We start from the raw sequence: 16348 nt of genomic DNA, 5'->3' as shown, positions 1-16348 counted from the left end.
TGAAGTCCGTGTAGTCTAAACGCCACTTGCGCGACCAACCCTTGCGGAACAGCCACTTCAACGGACATTTCCATCATGCCCTTCACGTCAGATCCGCAGCCTATCGCATCTGCAAGCCAACGATCATTGATCGTCATCGCCACGGGGGTGGTGCTTGCATTGCTGTATTTCGGTAGAGAGGTGATGGTTCCCATCATCCTGGCCTTGATATTGGCCTTGTTGATGGCGCCTTTCGTGCGCCTGCTGCTGAAGATGAGGTTGGGCCATGCGTACGCTGTGCTCATCGCCGTGCTGTTGCTGGCCACGGTTGCAACCGGACTTATGACAGTCATCGGCTCCCAGATCGTGCATCTGGCAGAAAGTCTTCCCCAATACGAAAGGACCGTTCAGGCCAAACTGCAAATACTGCATGACCTGACGATAGCTCGCCTGGGGGCGATGCAGGGCGAAGCCGGCAAGGTCATCAACGCATTTGGCGCCAGCAGTGTTGCGGGGCAGGGCCAAGCAGCACCTGTCGCACCTTCATATACGAATGCGATGGAGGTCCCGGTTCTGGCCAGCCCGTGGAACGCGATAAGGAGTGTCCTGTCCTCGCTATGGAGCCCCTTGGAGACCGCCGGGATCGTGCTGGTCGTTCTCGTGTTTGTTTTGCTCGAATATGAATCTTTGCGTGATCGCTTTATCCGCGCCATCGGCGGCGCCGATCTACGCGCAACGACAGCAGGGATCAATGACGCCGGCGAGCGTCTTTCCCGTTTTTTCGTCTCGCAGTTTTCGGTGAATTTCGGCGTGGGTCTCGCGATATGGCTGGGACTGGCCGCCATCGGACTTCCCAATGCATTGCTTTGGGGTGCGCTTACCGCTGTGCTGCGCTTCGTGCCTTACGTGGGCGTGTGGCTGGCGGCACTGCTTGCCGCGTTGCTCGCTGCGGCCGTTACCCCGGGGTGGTCGCTTCTACTCATGACCCTGGGCCTGTTCGTCGTTGTCGAAGCGATCGTGAGTCAGCTGCTGGAGCCGCAGCTGTATGGCCATGCGACGGGTTTGTCGCCCCTAGCCGTCGTCGTTTCGGCCATCTTCTGGAGTTGGCTTTGGGGGCCCATGGGGTTGGTGCTGTCTACGCCTCTGACACTTTGCCTGGTGGTGATGGGACGACATGTCAGGGGGTTCACGTTGTTGGGAATTCTGCTTGGAGACACGCCTGCATTGACGTTGCCGCAGCGGTTCTATCAGCGTGCGCTTTCTGGGGACGCCGATGAAATCATTGCGGCCGCGCGCACCTTCTTAAGGCAACGGTCGATAGCCAGATATTGCGATGTCGTATTGTTGCCGGCGCTACAGCTTGCGCAGATGGATCTTGCGCAGAAAGCGATCGGTCCGGAACAACTGCTCAAGGCGAGAACAGCGGTCGTCAAAGTCATCGAGTCGCTTGGAAGGGAAACGCCTTCGCAACCGCGGTGGCGCCGTCGTACTTCCGTTCTCGATGAAGACCTGGTGCATTACCTTCGGCAGCAACGCGAGCATGTTGCAGGACGCTGGCAGGGGCCGCTTGCCGTAGCGCCTGGATCGATCGTGCTCTGTATGGGGGGTGGCAACCCCTATGACGACTTGGCGACGGAGATACTCGTGCGCATCCTTCGCGATCTCCATGTCGATGCACGGCACGCCTCTCTAAGAGATGTAGAAGACTTTGAAGCGGAGATCCATCCGGAAGCGACACCGAACGCCGTTTCCATGATTCACGTCGTCAATGCTTTCGGTGCAAGCGGGTGGGAATCCAGCGACGCGGTAGCCAGGGAAGTACGAAAGCGATTCGCGGACGCCATCATCATCGCCGTGCTTCTTCCGCATCTCTTGGAAACGCAGGAGCCACCGGAGCTGGGCGAGTACATCGATCGAATCGCCCAGTCCTTTGAACAAGCATCGCAATATACGATCGAAAAGTTTATGAAATAACTGGCGGCGAATGACATGCAGCCGCTAGGCCTGCGCTCTGCTAAGGGGATGGTAATGAGGGTGTCGCGTTTTTGTTGCCTGTGCATCGGCGTTTTGCTCGCAAGCCAAGCTTGGGCTGACAGCTGCCAATTGAAGGATTACGGCACGTTGCCGGTGGAAATGGTCGGTGGGCGGGCCACGACCATGGTGAAAATCAACGGGAACAATACGCGCTTCGCCCTCGACACTGGGGCGTTCTTCAACATCATGTCGAGTGCCAACGCGGCGTCGCTGGGACTCAAGCTGCGACAAGCGCCGATGGGTTTTCGCATCAGCGGTATTGGAGGCCTTGCGGATGCCCAGATCACGCGCGTCAAGGAATTCGGCATCCTCGATACGACGCTCAAGAATATTGATTTCATCGTCGGCGGTACAGATTCGGGCTATGCATTGCTTGGCGCCAACTTGCTCGATTTCGCCGATCTGGAAATCGATCTGGCACATGGCAAATTGACTCTGTTCAAGGCGGAACACTGCGATAAAGTGTCGCTGGCGTATTGGTCCAAGGATGGCAAGTACAACGTCGTCGATATCGAGCCGGCCGCCAACGGAATCGACCGACGCACGTTGCTCAGCGTGACGATAAATGGCAAGAAGGTGCAAGCGGTACTCGACTCGGGGGCGTACGCCACCATGCTAAGTCGAAGTGCCGCCGAGCGGATTGGCATCGATCTCAATGCGCCCGATGTCAAAGCGGGCAACAGCACCTACGGCTTTGGCGCCAAGTTGATCAAGACATGGACGGTACCTATCGATTCGTTCTCGGTCGGCACGGAAACGATCCAGCACAGTCAGATGCTGGTGATAGACGGACGACTTGGCGACGACAAAACCGACATGCTGCTTGGCATGGATTTTCTCCTCGCCCATCGCATGTTCATTGCCAACAGCAAGAAGAAAGCTTATTTCACCTACAACGGAGGGCGTGTGTTTGCCTTCGCCGAAGCGCCGAGCGACAGCGACAAATCCGATGCCGGCACTGCGGCGGCGGATACGCCTAAGACCGCGAGTGATTACGCTCTGCTTGGCGAAGCTCACTTGTCTCGCGGTGAGCCGAACGCTGCGGTAGCCGATCTGGACGACGCGATCCGCATGGCGCCCGATCAAGCTGCCTACTATTTTGCCCGTGCAAGGGCGCATGCGGCGGACAAACAGCCCGACGCGGCGCTCGCCGATCTGGACAAATCCTTGAGCCTGGATCCGAAGAACGTCGATGCCTTGCTGCTGCGTGCCCAATTTCGCATCGCGCACAAGGATCGCACGGGTGCGGCAGCCGACGTGACGGCGGCAAGCGCCTTGGCACCTGCGGGATCGTCGCAGGCGCGTTCGATTGCTACCCTGTACATTCAACTGGATCAACCCGCTGCGGCGCTACCCATACTCGACGACTGGATTCGCTTGCATAGCAACAATGACGCCATGCTCGGCTCCGCGCTCAACGAGCGCTGCTGGGCGCGTGGCTTGAACAATCAGATGCTCGACGATGCCTTGAGCGATTGCCGCAAGGCGATCAAGCGCGATGGCGAAAATCCGGCCTACATCGACAGTCTCGGCATGGTGCAGCTGCGGCTGGGACATTATTCCGAATCGATTAAGGCCTATCAGCAGGCCGTCGCAAGAAACCCGCGTTCCGCGTGGTCGCGCTATGGCCTAGGCTTAGCGAAAATCCGCAACGGCCAGACGGACGCCGGCAAGGCCGATCTGGTCGCTGCGCGCGCGCTCGATCCGGAAATCGATGCACGTGCCACCAAGTTTGGCTTGACCGCGGCGGGGCCATAGATTGCATTGACGTCATACCGATCCAGCCCTCGCCGTAACCGTCCATAGAGTCAATTTGCCGAGTGCATACACGCTAGTGGAGGTATCTATGTTTAAGTTCTCACTCTATGTCGCGCTTTTGATGTTCGCCGCTGGCAGCAGCATCGCCGCGCCGGTTGCGTCGCCTTTGGAGCTGCTGGTGCTGGGGTCCGGTGGCCCCGGAGCGACAGGCCGGGCTGGAGCAGGATATGTCGTGTTAGTCGACGGAGAACCACGCATCATGGTCGACGCGGGGCCTGGGACATTTGTACGCCTGGGCGAGGCAAAGCTGTCATTAGCGAAGATCGATATCGTCCTGCTAACGCACTTGCATATCGATCACACCGGCGAATTGCCTGGGCTATTCAAAGCGCGTGCGGTTTCAGGTGATGGCCCAGTCAATGTCCGGGTCTTTGGTCCCACAGGGCATCGTGGCGAAGGCGAGGAGGCCACGTTCCCATCGACCAGCCACTTTATCGATCTGCTGTTCGGTCCCGATGGCGCATACAGTTATCTGCGCGACTTCGCAGCCCCCATGACGATCAATGCAACGGATATCGATGCGTCCACGCATGCCCCCAAGACACCGAAGGTGATTTATTCAGAAAGCGGCCTGGATATTAGCGCGATAGCTGGTCATCACGGCGATGCACCCGCAGTGATCTATCGCATCGACTATCGCGGTCAAAGCATCACCTTCAGCGGTGACATCGATGCCAACGGAATCGACAACCTGCGTCGCATTGCACGACACACCAGCCTGCTGGTCTTCAATTGCGTCGTGCTTGATCCACCTGGATCTCGGCCCGTGCTCTACACCTTGCACACGCCGCCCAAGACGATTGGCGTGGTGGCTGCCGACAGCGAAACGAAAAAGCTGCTGCTCAGTCATTTGTCGCCTTCGATTGATCAACAGCGGGTCAGCGTCGAGGCATCTATTCGTGAGCACTACAAGGGACCGGTAGTGTTCGCCGAAGACGGTATGCACTTGCAACCTTAGTAGGTGTACCGGTGTGTCCGCTTCCGGCCCATCGTCGACATCGAATAGCATGCACTCAGGGTGCACTCATCGCTGGAACATTTTGTCACCGCTACCGTGAACGACCTATGGTTCGATCGGAAGAGCGATGGAGGCTGACCCAGCCGAAAGCAGCCTAGATCTGCTCAGCCAACGGGTACAGCTCCCGGTTCTCGCGCTGCACGCGCAAATGCAGCGCCTTGAACACGTCATTCGCATCGCGGCGAAAACCGTCCGGATCCTGGCCGATTTTTGTTGCCAGGTTCCAGCGCGAGGCGAAGGCGGCGTAGACCTGCGCCAAATCGCCCATTTCGTCCTGAAACCGTTTGCCGGTCTGCGCAATCTGCGGGTCTGTGGCCTGTAGAAGTGCCGGATATAACACGCGGTCTTCGGCAGCCAGGTGCAATTTGATGACTGCACTCATGGCGATGAGTTGGCCAAGGATGGCCTGTGCATGCTCCTGTACGCCGGATTGCACGAGTTCACGCAGCTTAGTGACCGAGGCCAGCAATTCCACGTGTTCGCGTTTGAAGTGTTCGATATTCATATCCCTCCATGCCTCCGGTTGAGCCCTGGAAGCTATCGGCGGGAAGTGCAGGGGACTTGAGGGAAGGCTGTCGAGCGAATGACTGCAGACCCGCGCCCTGATAGCTCCGCGAGCGCTTCGCAGGTCCCTAACCTACTGCCTTCGATGCAGCGCCGAGGAAGCGTTCGACGATCTCCGGCAGCATCGGCTCAACGGGGATCGTGTAGTGGGTGGTGTTCGGCAAGATGGCGAGCTCGTTTGCGGGCCGCAGGGAGCCATCGATTCCGGCATCGCGCTGGCCGCCTCCCAGCGCCTTCCAGAACTCGACCATGTGTTCGGGCCGAATAGCGTCAGCGTCGGCATAGACCAGCAGTGTGCGTGCCTGAAGCTTGGCGACGTCGGTGCTCCAGTCGAAGGGGCGTTTGGTCAGGTCACCGACCTTCCTGAAGAGGTTGGTCCAATCGACATCGGGATAGGCCTTCCCTAACGGCGATGCCTTGACGCCAGGGCCGAACGTGGCAGCGTTAGCCTCCAACTGTTTGAAGGCCGCCACCCCCTCCGGATAAAAGCCGTCCTGCCTCATTGCCGCGGACACGAGCACGAGCCGGTCGACCACGTCCGGATGGCGGATAGTGGTCTGCAGCGCGACGGTGGAGCCCAGCGAGTAGCCCATGACGTCGGCCTTGCGGAGGTTCAGATGGCCGATCAGCGCGGCAATGTCGTCGCCCATCGTTTCACTGCGCAGTGGCCTGTTGGTGTCTGGCGTGCGCCCATGTGCCTGGAGATGGACGGCGATCACCTGCCTGCCCTTGGCCAGTTCGGCCAGATTGTTTCCGAAGCTGTCTGGGTCGATGCCACCGTGGAGAAGAATGAGCGGCTTGCCGGCGCCATGCACGCTGTAAAAGAAATGCTGGCCATTGACGTCGGCAAAATGCTCATTCGATATGGCGAGAGTCTCCTTGGCTTGAACAGGAAGGACCGCAGTCAGCACTGCGGTCGCCATGGCAGTCTTCAGGAAATCGCGTCTGAGCATATCGTCCTCACGCGGCGCCGAATTGGCCAGCGCGGCCAGTGATCGTGTGTTTCATCGCCATCCTTTCCATGCGCCGGTCGCCACGGTGCGGTCACGATCTGCGTGCGAGCAACTCATCCAGTTGCGCGAACTGTTCGGGCAGGCCTTCCGCCGAACCGGCGAGGGCTTCCTCGAGGGCCGCCTCTGTGGGGTAGAGTTCGTGAAAGGTGACCAGCGTCTTGCCGGCATTTTCTTCGAAGGTCACCGTGGTCACGGCGCCCTGATCGCTATCTTCGTTCGTCCATACGAGACGCTTGTGCGGCGTTACTTCTCTGTACGTGCCGAAGAACGCCATCGGTTGATCGAAGGCCGGATGGCTGAACACGAGGCGATACTTGCCCCCGGTGCGAATATCCATATCGCACGAGAGCAGCGACATGCCTACCGACTTCGGAACCCACCACTGCTTGAACAATTCGGGTTTGCTCCATGCTTCGAAGACGATGTGCGCCGGGGCATTGAATGTTCGCGTCACGACGAGTTCGCGGTCGGACTTGCGCTGCACAACGGTGCGATTCATGGCGGCGGAACTACCTTCTTTTACTTCTGGCATTTGCCTTCTCCTTGCGGTTCAAGTCCTCAACAATCTTGTCCAGCGCGTCGAAACGCGCGCTCCAGAGTTGGCGGTGCTGCTCGATCCAAGCGGCCTCTTCTTCCAGCAGGCGCAGTCCGAGCTTGCAGGTTCGTACGCGCCCGACCTTCTCCGTGATCACGAGCCCCGCTTGCTCCAAGACGCTGACGTGCTTCTTCATGCCCGTGAGGGTCATGTGAAACCTTTGGGCAAGGTCGGTAATTGAGGCGTCTGAACCCCCAAGCTGCTCCAGCACGCCGCGTCGGGTGACATCGGAGAGCGCGGCGAACGTTGTGTCGAGGCGGGTTTGATAGTGAACCATATGGTTCACTGTAAAGCGCACATGGGTGATTTGCAAGCGGATGACCCCGCGGGCGCAAATCGCGCGTAGCTCCTCTGCTGTTCCGAACCTAAACTGCGCATGCCCAGCCACAGTCACGTCCAGTTTGTAGAGTTGGGCAGCTTCCTTTGCGAGTGTCCGCTATTAACCCATAGCGGCAATTGCCGCAATCTGCGAGCGTCAGCACCCGCGCCGTGTTCAGACCCGACCGAAACGTTGTTTAGTTATTACTGGCGCCCGCAAATGACCGCTACTAAGGTCTGCTTCGGATGGACGCGATGAGACTTCGCGCGCTACAGATTTTGAAGAAGCTCAACATCACGTTCTGCGGCGGTTAGGTGATTTCTGGTTCGTAACCGTCTCTGCTCTCCACTCTGCCGCGGCTAGCTTTGAAATGAAGAAATCGGCCAACGCACTGACCTTCGCCGGCCGTGCACGGGCCGTGGGTGTTACGAAATACAGACCGCCTTCGGGCAAGCGCCAATCGATCAAAACGGGTTCCAGCTGCTGGTCTCGGAAATACGGCGTAGCGGCAAACTCGGGAAGTTCAGTGATGGCAAGTCCGGCAAGCACGGTGGGAAGTAATCCTTCCAAACTCGTTGCTCGCAACACGCCGGTGGGTGTGACGGTGCATTCCTCACCGTTTTTGTGAGTAAAGCGCCATACGTCGCGCTTGTTCCTGTTGACGTAGGTCAGGCATTGATGGGCGCCAAGATCATGTGGGTGCTGGGGGCGACCATAGCGAGACAGATAGGCCGGCGATGCGACGACAAACCGACGCACGGGTGCAATGAGACGTGCGACGAGTGACGAGTCTTCCATGATGGCGATGCGAAGAGCGGCGTCAAAGCCTTCGCCAATCAGATCGGCTTGCGCGTCCGCGAGATGAAGATCGACGGAGATATCCGGATAGGTCCGAAAAAACTCGGGCAACAATGGCGCGACCCAGCGAGTGCCAAACGAAAGCGGTGCCGCGAGCTTTACGAGACCACGCGGACGGCTTGAAGTCTCGCGTGCGACATCCTCTGCCTCCTCGGCATCGGCATAAATTTTTGCAGCGCGCTCGGCGAGCGAGCGGCCATAGTCCGTGAGCGCAAGTCGTCGGGAGGTGCGATTGAACAATCGGCCTCCCAGTCGCTCTTCAAGACGGGTAACGGCGCGGGAAACCGTCGCGACCGAGACGCCCATGGCGGTTGCCGCCGCAGCGAACGAACCTTCTTCGGCGACCTTGCCGAACATCGCGAGCCCTTCGAAATCCGGTAGCTTCGACATAACAATCCTGCAACGGTAGTTTTCATTCATTGCTATTTCGAAAAGTAGCACGACGCCATAGATTTGTCTCGTCGCACCACACCACCTCATCCCGGAGACACATCATGGTTCGCAAACTGGAAGGAAAAATCGCCGTCGTGACCGGTGGCACTGCCGGCATCGGCCTCGCCACCGCCAAGCGTTTTGCCATCGAAGGTGCGCAGGTCTTTGTCACCGGCCGCCGCCAGGCCGAACTCGATGCCGCCGTTACGGCGATCGGTCCGAAGGCCACGGGGATCAAGGCCGACTCCGCCAACCTCAGCGATCTCAATCGCCTCTACGAGCGTGTGAAGACCGAGGCGGGTCGCATCGACGTGCTGTTCGTCAATGCTGGCGGCGGCTCGATGCTGCCTTTGGGATCCATCACGGAAGAACAGTTTGACGACACGTTCGGCCGCAACGTGAAGGGCGTGATCTTCACCGTGCAGAAAGCACTGCCGCTGCTGGTCGATGGTGCGTCGGTGATCCTCACGGCTTCCAACGTCAGCATCAAAGGCACACCCGCCTTCAGCGTCTACAGCGCCTCGAAGGCGGCCGTGCGCAACTTTGCACGAAGCTGGACGCTCGACCTCAAAGCTCGCGGCATCCGCGTCAACGTCATCAGCCCGGGCCCGATCAAGACACCTGGCCTCGTCGATCTTGCCGGCCCCGACGCCGCGCAACAGCAGGGCCTGCTCGACTACATGGCTTCAACGATTCCGCTCGGGCGGGTGGGTGATCCCGACGAAGTGGCAGGCGCCGCCGTCTTCCTCGCTTCCTCCGACTCGAGCTTCGTCGCCGGTACCGAACTCTTCGTCGACGGCGGACAGGCTCAGATCTAACGAAAACGCATGGAGTGGCCGGGAGCATTCGAACCGGCCACGCAGTTCGACACACCTCAAACGTCGCCATAGGCGATCAACCACCAAGGACATTCCCATGAACAACCAGACGTATGCACAAACCACGGTCGCCCCCTCGACCATTCCCAGCGCTGTCACCACGATCGTTCCGGCCGTAGGCCGCGTGCTGATCAGCACACTCTTCCTCCTTGCCGGGTTTTCGAAACTCGCCGCACCGGCGATGACGATTGGTTACATCCAGTCCGTCGGATTGCCGTTGCCGTCGATCGCGTTCGGTCTTGCCGCGTTTACCGAGATCGTCGGTGGCATCACGCTGCTGCTCGGCTACCGCACTCGCATCGTCGCGAGCGTGATGTTCGTGTTCACGCTGGCAACCGCCGCGTTCTTCCACAACCACTTCGGCGACCAGAACCAGTTCATCCATTTCTTCAAGAACGTTGCGATAGCGGGCGGTCTGCTGCACGTGATCGCTTTCGGTGGCGGCCGCGTGAGTCTCGATGGCCGTCGGTCCTGACATATCGGCTGGAGCGGCGAAGGTCGCTCCAGCCGCGATCAAAATAAGGAATGATCATGTTAGAAGTTCTCGCATTCGCTACGCCCAACAGCGTCAAAGTTCCGATCGCGCTGGAAGAGATGAAGCTGGATTATCGACTCGTTCCGGTCAATCTGCGTCAAGGTGAGCAGAAGACCGAAGCCTTCCGGGCGATGAATCCCAACGCAAAAGTGCCCGTTCTTATCGACCGTTCTCCCGCGCTCGCAGAAGGCGACGTGGTACTCAGCGAATCCTCCGCGATTCTTGTCTACCTCGCAGAGAAGACCGGACAACTCTTGCCGAAGGATGCTGCCCACCGAGGGAAGGTTTTCGAACAACTCTTCTTTCACGCATCCGGGTTGAGTCCAGCATTTCTACAAGCATTTCAAGTCGCGATGCAGTCTTCGCCACAACCCGAGGCCCAGGCACGCGCTTCAGCAGAGGTTGATCGGGTGCTGAGTGTGATCAATCACAACCTTGAGCATCGCCTATACGTTGCGGGAGACACATACAGCATCGCGGACATCGCCCATTTCGGTTGGATCTGGCGACACCAGGCGATCGGTGCGTCGCTAGAAAAGTTTCCGTCCGTTAGGCGTTGGTATGACGACATCTCCGCACGACCTGCAGTCGTTACAGCCATCGCAAAGACCATGGCGCTCGCTCAATAGCGCAACGTCACACGAACCAGCTTCCTGACGTAGCTTCAATACGAAGCGGAAGTGCGAAAAAGTTTTCCACACCCAATGACCGCCATCCGGTCCACAGTCAATGATTTAGGAGAAGTGTCATGAGTAGTCGCATCGATGAACTGCTTCATCGCAATCTTCAAGAAGTTTTTGGCGAAGGTGACGCGACGCGTCGTCGTGCGTCGATCAAGGAGCTCTATACCGAAGACAGTGCGGTTTACACCCCCATGGGTGTGCTGATCGGGCACGAGGCTCTCGACAAATTTGCCGGCGACCTTCGCGCGACGCACCCGCACTTCGTCTACACACCGCACAGCAAACCGCAGGCTCTTCACAACGCCGGCCGCCTGGCGTGGGGTTCTGGCCCGCGCGGCGAGTCGCCCGACTACACAGGTTGGGATGTGATCATCGTTCGCGACGAGAAGATCGCGGCGCTCTACGTGTTCCTTGATTCAAACCCGGCATGACACTGCCGCTGAAGGAAGCACGCAGCATCTTGTTGTCCCGGATTGGGGAGTTCCGGGTCGCGGGTTGATCTATTACATGATCGTGCTGCTAACAAAAAGACACGTACTTCGCTTATTGCGCAGCCTCGACAAGCGCATGAGCGGCTGTCAGCAGAATCTGCGTCGCATCGTCAGTTGTAAGAAGTTCTGAACTGACGAATGCGCCATTCACCAACAACGCCAGTTGCGCCGCCAGAACATCGGGTTGTGCCACATCGAGTCGCTCTGCGATTGCACCCAAGCGTGATCGGAGCCCGTGCATATGCGCGCGAGCCACATGTCTCGCCGGATGGTCCTGTTCGGGGAATTCGGCAGCGACGTTGATCTGCGGACAACCCCGATAGTTCGAACGCGACAGACGCTCCCCGATCCAGCGCATATGTGCGTCTAGTTCGCCGGCTGGGTCATTCGTGTGTTGAGCCGCGACAGCATCCCATGTCGCCCAGAAGTCGACGTCCTCGCGCTCCAAGAACGCAACGATGAGATCGTCTTTCGTGCGGAAGTGTCGATACAGGCTAGTTTTTGCGACGCCTGCCTGTGCAACCACTAGGTCAACACCAACAGCGCGCACGCCTTGCCGGTAAAAAAGGTTCGATGCGCATTCCAGAATCCGTTCGCGCACTGCCACCGATTCGGTAGTCCGGGTGTCTAAGTTTTGCGTCGGCGAACGGACAGTCATCGCGGGCACCTGATTAACCTTGTTGTTGACATGATACAGACCTTTCTGTAGCGTTTGAAGAACAGACAGGTCTGTATCGTCAAGACAAGGATACTAAGATGAGCAAAAACAAAGAGTTTGTAGCTGTCTATGGTGCGACGGGTCACACCGGAGCCTTCGTCATCGCTGAACTTTTGCGTCGCCGCCTGCCCGTGATTGCCGTGGGGCGCGACATGCCACGCGTCCCAGCGGGCGTGACGGCGCGCATCGCGGCCCTTGATGATGCGGCGGCCCTGGATGAGGCGTTCGCTGACTGCGCCGTGGTGATCAACTGCGCCGGCCCATTCCTGGATACGGCGTCCCCCATCATCGAGGCCGCTTTGCGAGTGGGGAGTGCCTATGTGGATGTGACGGCTGAACAAGCCAGCGCACTTTCGACATTTGAGCTCTACCACGAGCGTGCGCGCGCAAGGGGAGTGACCATCATCCCTGCGGCTGGGTTTTATGGCGGTCTAGCCGATCTTCTCGCCAGCACATTGGTCGGCCAACACTCTGTCGACGACATGACGGTCGCTATCGCACTCGATCATTGGTGGCCGACCAAGGGAACTCGAAAAACCGGCGAGCGCAATCACGTACCGCGCGTAGTTGTCAAAAACGGCAGTTTGGTGCCAATGACGGTTCCTACAACGAAGACGGAATGGACTTTCGATTCGGCGCACGGTGTGCAGGAAATGGAAGAAATGCCCTTCAGCGAGATCATTACGATCTCGCGCCACCTGCACGTGCGAAATCTGCGCGCATATCTCAATACCTCGTCGCTCAATGAAGTGCGTGCCGAGGCGACACCCCAGCCGGTGGCTGTCGATGCGCATGGGCGATCTGCTCAGACATTCGCCATCGAGGTGATCGCGCACGATAGTGCGGGCATACGTCGCGCTGCGGCGCAGGGGCAAGACATCTACGCCGTTACGGCACCGCTTGTTGTCGAGGCGGCCGCACGCATGCTCGAACCCTCTTTCGCTCGAAGCGGTGCACTCAGCCTTGGGGAGGCATTCGATGCCGCAGACTTCCTTCGCTCCGTCGGGTCCGAACATTTGATGTTCGAGCTGAGTGCGACTTGATGCACAACGCCCAGTCCAATCATTCGTCGCTCGCATCAACTACGGACCCGGTGCCTACTTGCTGGCGATGCAGGCCGTACACAATTTTTGCGCATGAAATTTTCGAGGACCGCGAGATGGACTGGCGCAAAAATTGTGGAGTAACGCATCCAGCGCCGTGAATGCACGGCTTAGAATATTATTGCTGGGGACCCCGCTTGCAGTTAATCATTACCGTTTTTTGAGCACCGCCCTACAAGGACATTTAGATGCTGCGCAGACAATTTCTCGGTTTGAGCGTAAGTGCATTGGCCGCTGGCGCGGTTGCCAGCTGTACATCCCGTGTTGGCACGCGTAACACGATGGCCTCTGGATCGACCGGTTTGCGCGAGGAAGCCAACGCTTGGAACGCATCACGGCGTTTTGCCGGCACGCGCTTTGGCAATATCGCCTATGCGGATCGCGGCAGCGGGCAGGCGGCGCTATTCCTCCACGGCTTTCCGCTCAACAGCTTTCAGTGGCGTGGCGCGCTGGATCGCCTGTCACCTTATCGTCGTTGTATCGCACCCGATTCACTCGGTCTGGGTTACACCCAAGTAGCCGCAGGTGTGAACATAACGCCTGCCACTCAGGTTCAGATGCTCGCGGCACTATTGGACGAGCTTTCTATACGCGACGTCGATCTCGTCGCCAATGACAGTGGCGGTGCGGTCGCGCAGCTCTTCCTTACGCGTCATCCTGATCGCGTTCGCACGGTGCTCCTCACCAACTGCGACGTGGAAAATAACTGTCCGCCACCGGCCGTGGTTCCGGTCATCGAATTGGCAAAGAAGGGTCGATTTGCGGACGAATGGCTCGCCCCATGGGTCGCCGACAAGAACCTGGCGCGTTCGGACAAAGGCCTCGGCGGCATGACCTTTACTTATCCGGAGCGGCTTGCCGACGAAACCATCGACATGTATCTCGGTCCTCTGGTCGAATCGCCGCAGCGCAAGGCGTTGACCAACGCTTACGCTATTGGCCTCGCCCCGAATCCGCTGGCCGGCACAGAAGCGTTGCTCAAGCAGATCCAAGTACCTGCGCGCATTGTCTGGGGCACCGGCGACACCATTTTTTCGCAGAACGATGCTGCTTACCTCGACAATGCACTGCCGCGTTCACATGGCGTGCGTCGCATTGAAGGAGCAAAGCTGTTTTTCCCGGAGGAGTTTCCGGACGTTATCACGGAAGAAGTGCGCAAGCTTTGGGCGGTGTAGACGGGTTCGTTCGAGTAGCCGGTACCCGTGGGCCTTCCGCTCACGCAGCCTACGGGTATTGCATCGACGTCGTCCGTCGGGCGCGTCGCGCCATTAAGCAGGAACGTACGTCAACCTAATCATGTCCTCGCCGATCAGATCGCTGGCCACCAGGCGGAGCGGCGGGCGAGGACCCGCGAAGAATGGCGTGCCGTGACCCAGCACGACAGGGCGGAGGTAGAGCCGATACTCATCGATGAGGCCAAGGTCGGTCAGGCTTCGCGCCAGATCTGGGCCGGCGACATCGATCTCCCCGGAGCGCTCGGCCTTCAGTCCCCGTATCGCCGCCTCGATGTCACCGGCTACAAGGATGGCGTTGGGGCCGACTGATGTCAGCGAGCGCGACACGACCCATTTCGGTTTGCTTCGCCACACCGCCGCGAAGTCGTGATCCCCCGTGTCCCAACCAGGTTGATCCCCGTCCCAATAACGCATGATCTCGTACGTGCGGCGTCCGTACACCATGCCCGTCAGGTTGCGCACGTGCTCTATGAAGTGGTGAAAGGCCGACGGATCAGGAGGCCCTAATGCCTGGTGGTCGACATAGCCATCCAGGGACTGCATCAATCCGAACACAAGCTTCGCCATGGCAAATCTCCACTCGTGAGTCTTCAGGATAGTCGTGGTGCGAGTGCCTTAGAACCTGTCTATTCACTACGACGACGAATGGCGAAACCGGAACTCGACGAGCTGCCCAGAAAAATTTTGCTTCCCGTTGTTGAGCTTGACGCGCAAACCCCGTGAAGGCCTGCTTTGGCTCGATAGCGGACATGTGCGGGAGTGTGCCGCCCATCGCGATAACTCCTTCCCATCGTGCTACTCCACGTTCTGGATGTCAGCGATTGCTGCTTTCCGCCATGCTCCACATCAATGCCAGCAACGACATGGCAGCCATCATCACCCACATGCCAATGGCAGACATGGATGGTTCTCCGGCCAACCAATCACGCCAGCCGGCATGAAGCAGCGGCACACTGTCTATGCAGATCCAGCATGCCGCTATCCCCAACAGCGTACCCATCCACAATGGCCATGAGGCTCGGCGGCGACGCGTTGGCAGATGCTGCATGACGCGATCGCTGAAACCGTCGTCGGCAACGGGTCCGTCGAATTGCTGGCGCAACAGCGCTTCGATGGTGTCGTCGTGCGATTCGTTCATGATATTTCCTCGGTGCTCGTATCGCGCCAATCCGCCAGCCACGTCTTCAACTTTGCCTTGCCGCGCATCGCGTGAGTCTTCACTGTGCCGAGCGGCATCGCCAGCACATACGCAGCCTCTTCGTGGCTGACGCCCATCTGCACACAATGCAGCAGCACTACCTGCTCGGCTACGGACAACCGCTGCATGGCGTGCTCCAGGTCGAGTTGTAGGTCAATCGCGTGTATTGGACCCTGTAACTGTTCCAGCACCCCATCGTCGACACCGTCGTGCCGCACGGGAGATCGGCGCGCCTGCAGGAAACAGGTATAGGCAATGCGATAGAGCCAGCTGGAAAACCGCGCCTCACCGCGGAACTGATCTAGGTTTCGCCAGGCCAGCATAAAGGTTTCCTGCGCCATATCGTCCGCCGCGGCGTCATCGCCGTGTAGCAGCCGACGCAGTTGTGCTCGCACCAAGCCTTGGTGCCGGCGTACCAGTTGCTCGAATGCACGACGGTCACCGTCCAGTTGCACGCGTGCTACCAGGGCCTGATCGATGCGCGCCTCGGCGGCGCTATCAGCCACGCACATCTCCGCGTCGGTTCAACCACCAGCTGGCGAGGTAACCCAAACCCGTCATTAACGGCAACAGGCCGATACCCCATAACCGATCGATGCCCAGCCCGTTATCAAGCTGGCCTGGCAATGCCAGAAACATCGCTATCAGTCCCAGACCGCCACCGATCAGCACCAACGCCCTGCGCCGCTCGCAATAGACCACGCGCGGTTCAAGCAACACTTCCGGCGTCAGTGCTACGCCCTTGTCGGCCAGCTGCAGCAACGTGTTGTAACGCGCCTGTGTCCGCCGGTAGCTGTAGCGCAGCACGATCAAGATGATGAACACAGGGGCCGACATCACGACGAGGGGAATCAAAAAGTAATCCATGGTCTTGCTC

At 58.8% G+C, this 16348-nt stretch carries 19 protein-coding genes; 9 read left to right on the top strand and 10 right to left on the bottom strand.

The window, feature by feature from the left end; all coding sequences use genetic code 11:
• Window positions 1-75 precede the first annotated feature (75 nt).
• From QQL64_RS17580 to QQL64_RS17570, 3 genes are all read left to right on the top strand, one after another.
• Window positions 76-1953, top strand: coding sequence for an AI-2E family transporter (locus QQL64_RS17580; RefSeq protein WP_284401960.1), 1878 nt, complete (start codon window positions 76-78; stop codon window positions 1951-1953).
• A gap of 93 nt (window positions 1954-2046) precedes the next feature.
• Window positions 2047-3771, top strand: coding sequence for an aspartyl protease family protein (locus QQL64_RS17575; RefSeq protein WP_284401958.1), 1725 nt, complete (start codon window positions 2047-2049; stop codon window positions 3769-3771).
• 88 nt (window positions 3772-3859) lie between these two features.
• Entirely contained in the window at window positions 3860-4789 is a 930-nt protein-coding gene (locus QQL64_RS17570; protein ID WP_284401956.1) for an MBL fold metallo-hydrolase, read from the top strand.
• Window positions 4790-4943: 154 nt separating this feature from the next.
• Here QQL64_RS17570 and QQL64_RS17565 read toward each other — a convergent pair whose 3' ends face one another.
• From QQL64_RS17565 to QQL64_RS17545, 5 genes are all read right to left on the bottom strand, one after another.
• Window positions 4944-5354, bottom strand: coding sequence for a hemerythrin domain-containing protein (locus QQL64_RS17565; protein ID WP_284401955.1), 411 nt, complete (start codon window positions 5352-5354; stop codon window positions 4944-4946).
• Between the two features lie 127 nt (window positions 5355-5481).
• The gene (locus QQL64_RS17560) at window positions 5482-6336 is read right to left on the bottom strand and encodes an alpha/beta fold hydrolase (protein ID WP_284401953.1); all 855 of its coding nucleotides are present in this window, start codon (window positions 6334-6336) and stop codon (window positions 5482-5484) included.
• Window positions 6337-6457: 121 nt separating this feature from the next.
• Window positions 6458-6958: an SRPBCC family protein gene (locus QQL64_RS17555; protein WP_284401951.1), complete on the bottom strand. Its 501-nt coding sequence runs from the start codon at window positions 6956-6958 to the stop codon at window positions 6458-6460.
• A complete protein-coding gene (locus QQL64_RS17550; protein WP_284401949.1) occupies window positions 6936-7334 on the bottom strand; it encodes an ArsR/SmtB family transcription factor in 399 nt (132 codons plus the stop codon). The genes QQL64_RS17555 and QQL64_RS17550 overlap by 23 nt, the downstream gene beginning before the upstream one ends.
• A gap of 300 nt (window positions 7335-7634) precedes the next feature.
• Window positions 7635-8588: a LysR family transcriptional regulator gene (locus tag QQL64_RS17545; protein ID WP_284401947.1), complete on the bottom strand. Its 954-nt coding sequence runs from the start codon at window positions 8586-8588 to the stop codon at window positions 7635-7637.
• 104 nt (window positions 8589-8692) lie between these two features.
• Here QQL64_RS17545 and QQL64_RS17540 point away from each other — a divergent pair, with 104 nt between their 5' ends.
• The 4 genes from QQL64_RS17540 (at window position 8693) to QQL64_RS17525 (ending at window position 11157) form a co-directional block, all read left to right on the top strand.
• Entirely contained in the window at window positions 8693-9448 is a 756-nt protein-coding gene (locus QQL64_RS17540) for an SDR family oxidoreductase (protein WP_284401946.1), read from the top strand.
• A 97-nt stretch (window positions 9449-9545) separates the two neighbouring features.
• Window positions 9546-9983 carry a DoxX family protein gene (locus QQL64_RS17535; protein ID WP_284401944.1) on the top strand — a complete coding sequence of 146 codons (438 nt, stop codon included), beginning with the start codon at window positions 9546-9548 and terminating at the stop codon, window positions 9981-9983.
• 56 nt (window positions 9984-10039) lie between these two features.
• Complete coding sequence (locus QQL64_RS17530) at window positions 10040-10672, top strand: glutathione S-transferase family protein (RefSeq protein ID WP_284401942.1); 633 nt, start codon at window positions 10040-10042, stop codon at window positions 10670-10672.
• A 119-nt stretch (window positions 10673-10791) separates the two neighbouring features.
• On the top strand, window positions 10792-11157 hold the full coding sequence (locus QQL64_RS17525; protein ID WP_284401940.1) for a nuclear transport factor 2 family protein: 366 nt from the start codon (window positions 10792-10794) through the stop codon (window positions 11155-11157).
• A 112-nt stretch (window positions 11158-11269) separates the two neighbouring features.
• Here QQL64_RS17525 and QQL64_RS17520 read toward each other — a convergent pair whose 3' ends face one another.
• A complete protein-coding gene (locus QQL64_RS17520; protein ID WP_284401938.1) occupies window positions 11270-11875 on the bottom strand; it encodes a TetR/AcrR family transcriptional regulator in 606 nt (201 codons plus the stop codon).
• Window positions 11876-11973: 98 nt separating this feature from the next.
• Between QQL64_RS17520 and QQL64_RS17515 the strand changes: the two genes are divergently transcribed.
• Both QQL64_RS17515 and QQL64_RS17510 read left to right on the top strand, forming a co-directional pair.
• Window positions 11974-12978, top strand: coding sequence for an NAD(P)H-binding protein (locus QQL64_RS17515; RefSeq protein ID WP_284401936.1), 1005 nt, complete (start codon window positions 11974-11976; stop codon window positions 12976-12978).
• Between the two features lie 248 nt (window positions 12979-13226).
• Window positions 13227-14213 (top strand): alpha/beta fold hydrolase, encoded by a 987-nt coding sequence (locus QQL64_RS17510; RefSeq protein ID WP_284401934.1) that lies wholly within the window; start codon window positions 13227-13229, stop codon window positions 14211-14213.
• A 93-nt stretch (window positions 14214-14306) separates the two neighbouring features.
• Here QQL64_RS17510 and QQL64_RS17505 read toward each other — a convergent pair whose 3' ends face one another.
• The 4 genes from QQL64_RS17505 to QQL64_RS17490 form a co-directional block, all read right to left on the bottom strand.
• Window positions 14307-14840, bottom strand: a complete 534-nt coding sequence (locus QQL64_RS17505; RefSeq protein ID WP_284401933.1) for a dihydrofolate reductase family protein — start codon at window positions 14838-14840, stop codon at window positions 14307-14309.
• Window positions 14841-15087: 247 nt separating this feature from the next.
• On the bottom strand, window positions 15088-15411 hold the full coding sequence (locus tag QQL64_RS17500; RefSeq protein ID WP_284401931.1) for a DUF5056 domain-containing protein: 324 nt from the start codon (window positions 15409-15411) through the stop codon (window positions 15088-15090).
• Window positions 15408-15977 (bottom strand): RNA polymerase sigma factor, encoded by a 570-nt coding sequence (locus QQL64_RS17495; RefSeq protein ID WP_284401930.1) that lies wholly within the window; start codon window positions 15975-15977, stop codon window positions 15408-15410. The genes QQL64_RS17500 and QQL64_RS17495 overlap by 4 nt, the downstream gene beginning before the upstream one ends.
• The gene (locus QQL64_RS17490) at window positions 15970-16338 is read right to left on the bottom strand and encodes a DUF6249 domain-containing protein (RefSeq protein WP_284401928.1); all 369 of its coding nucleotides are present in this window, start codon (window positions 16336-16338) and stop codon (window positions 15970-15972) included. The genes QQL64_RS17495 and QQL64_RS17490 overlap by 8 nt, the downstream gene beginning before the upstream one ends.
• Between the last annotated feature and the right edge of the window lie 10 nt (window positions 16339-16348).

It is taken from the genome of Dyella lipolytica (assembly GCF_030160075.1).
GTDB lineage: Bacteria > Pseudomonadota > Gammaproteobacteria > Xanthomonadales > Rhodanobacteraceae > Dyella_B > Dyella_B lipolytica.
The sequence above is the reverse complement of the archived record's forward strand: the minus strand, read 5'-3'. Positions and strand labels throughout refer to the sequence as shown.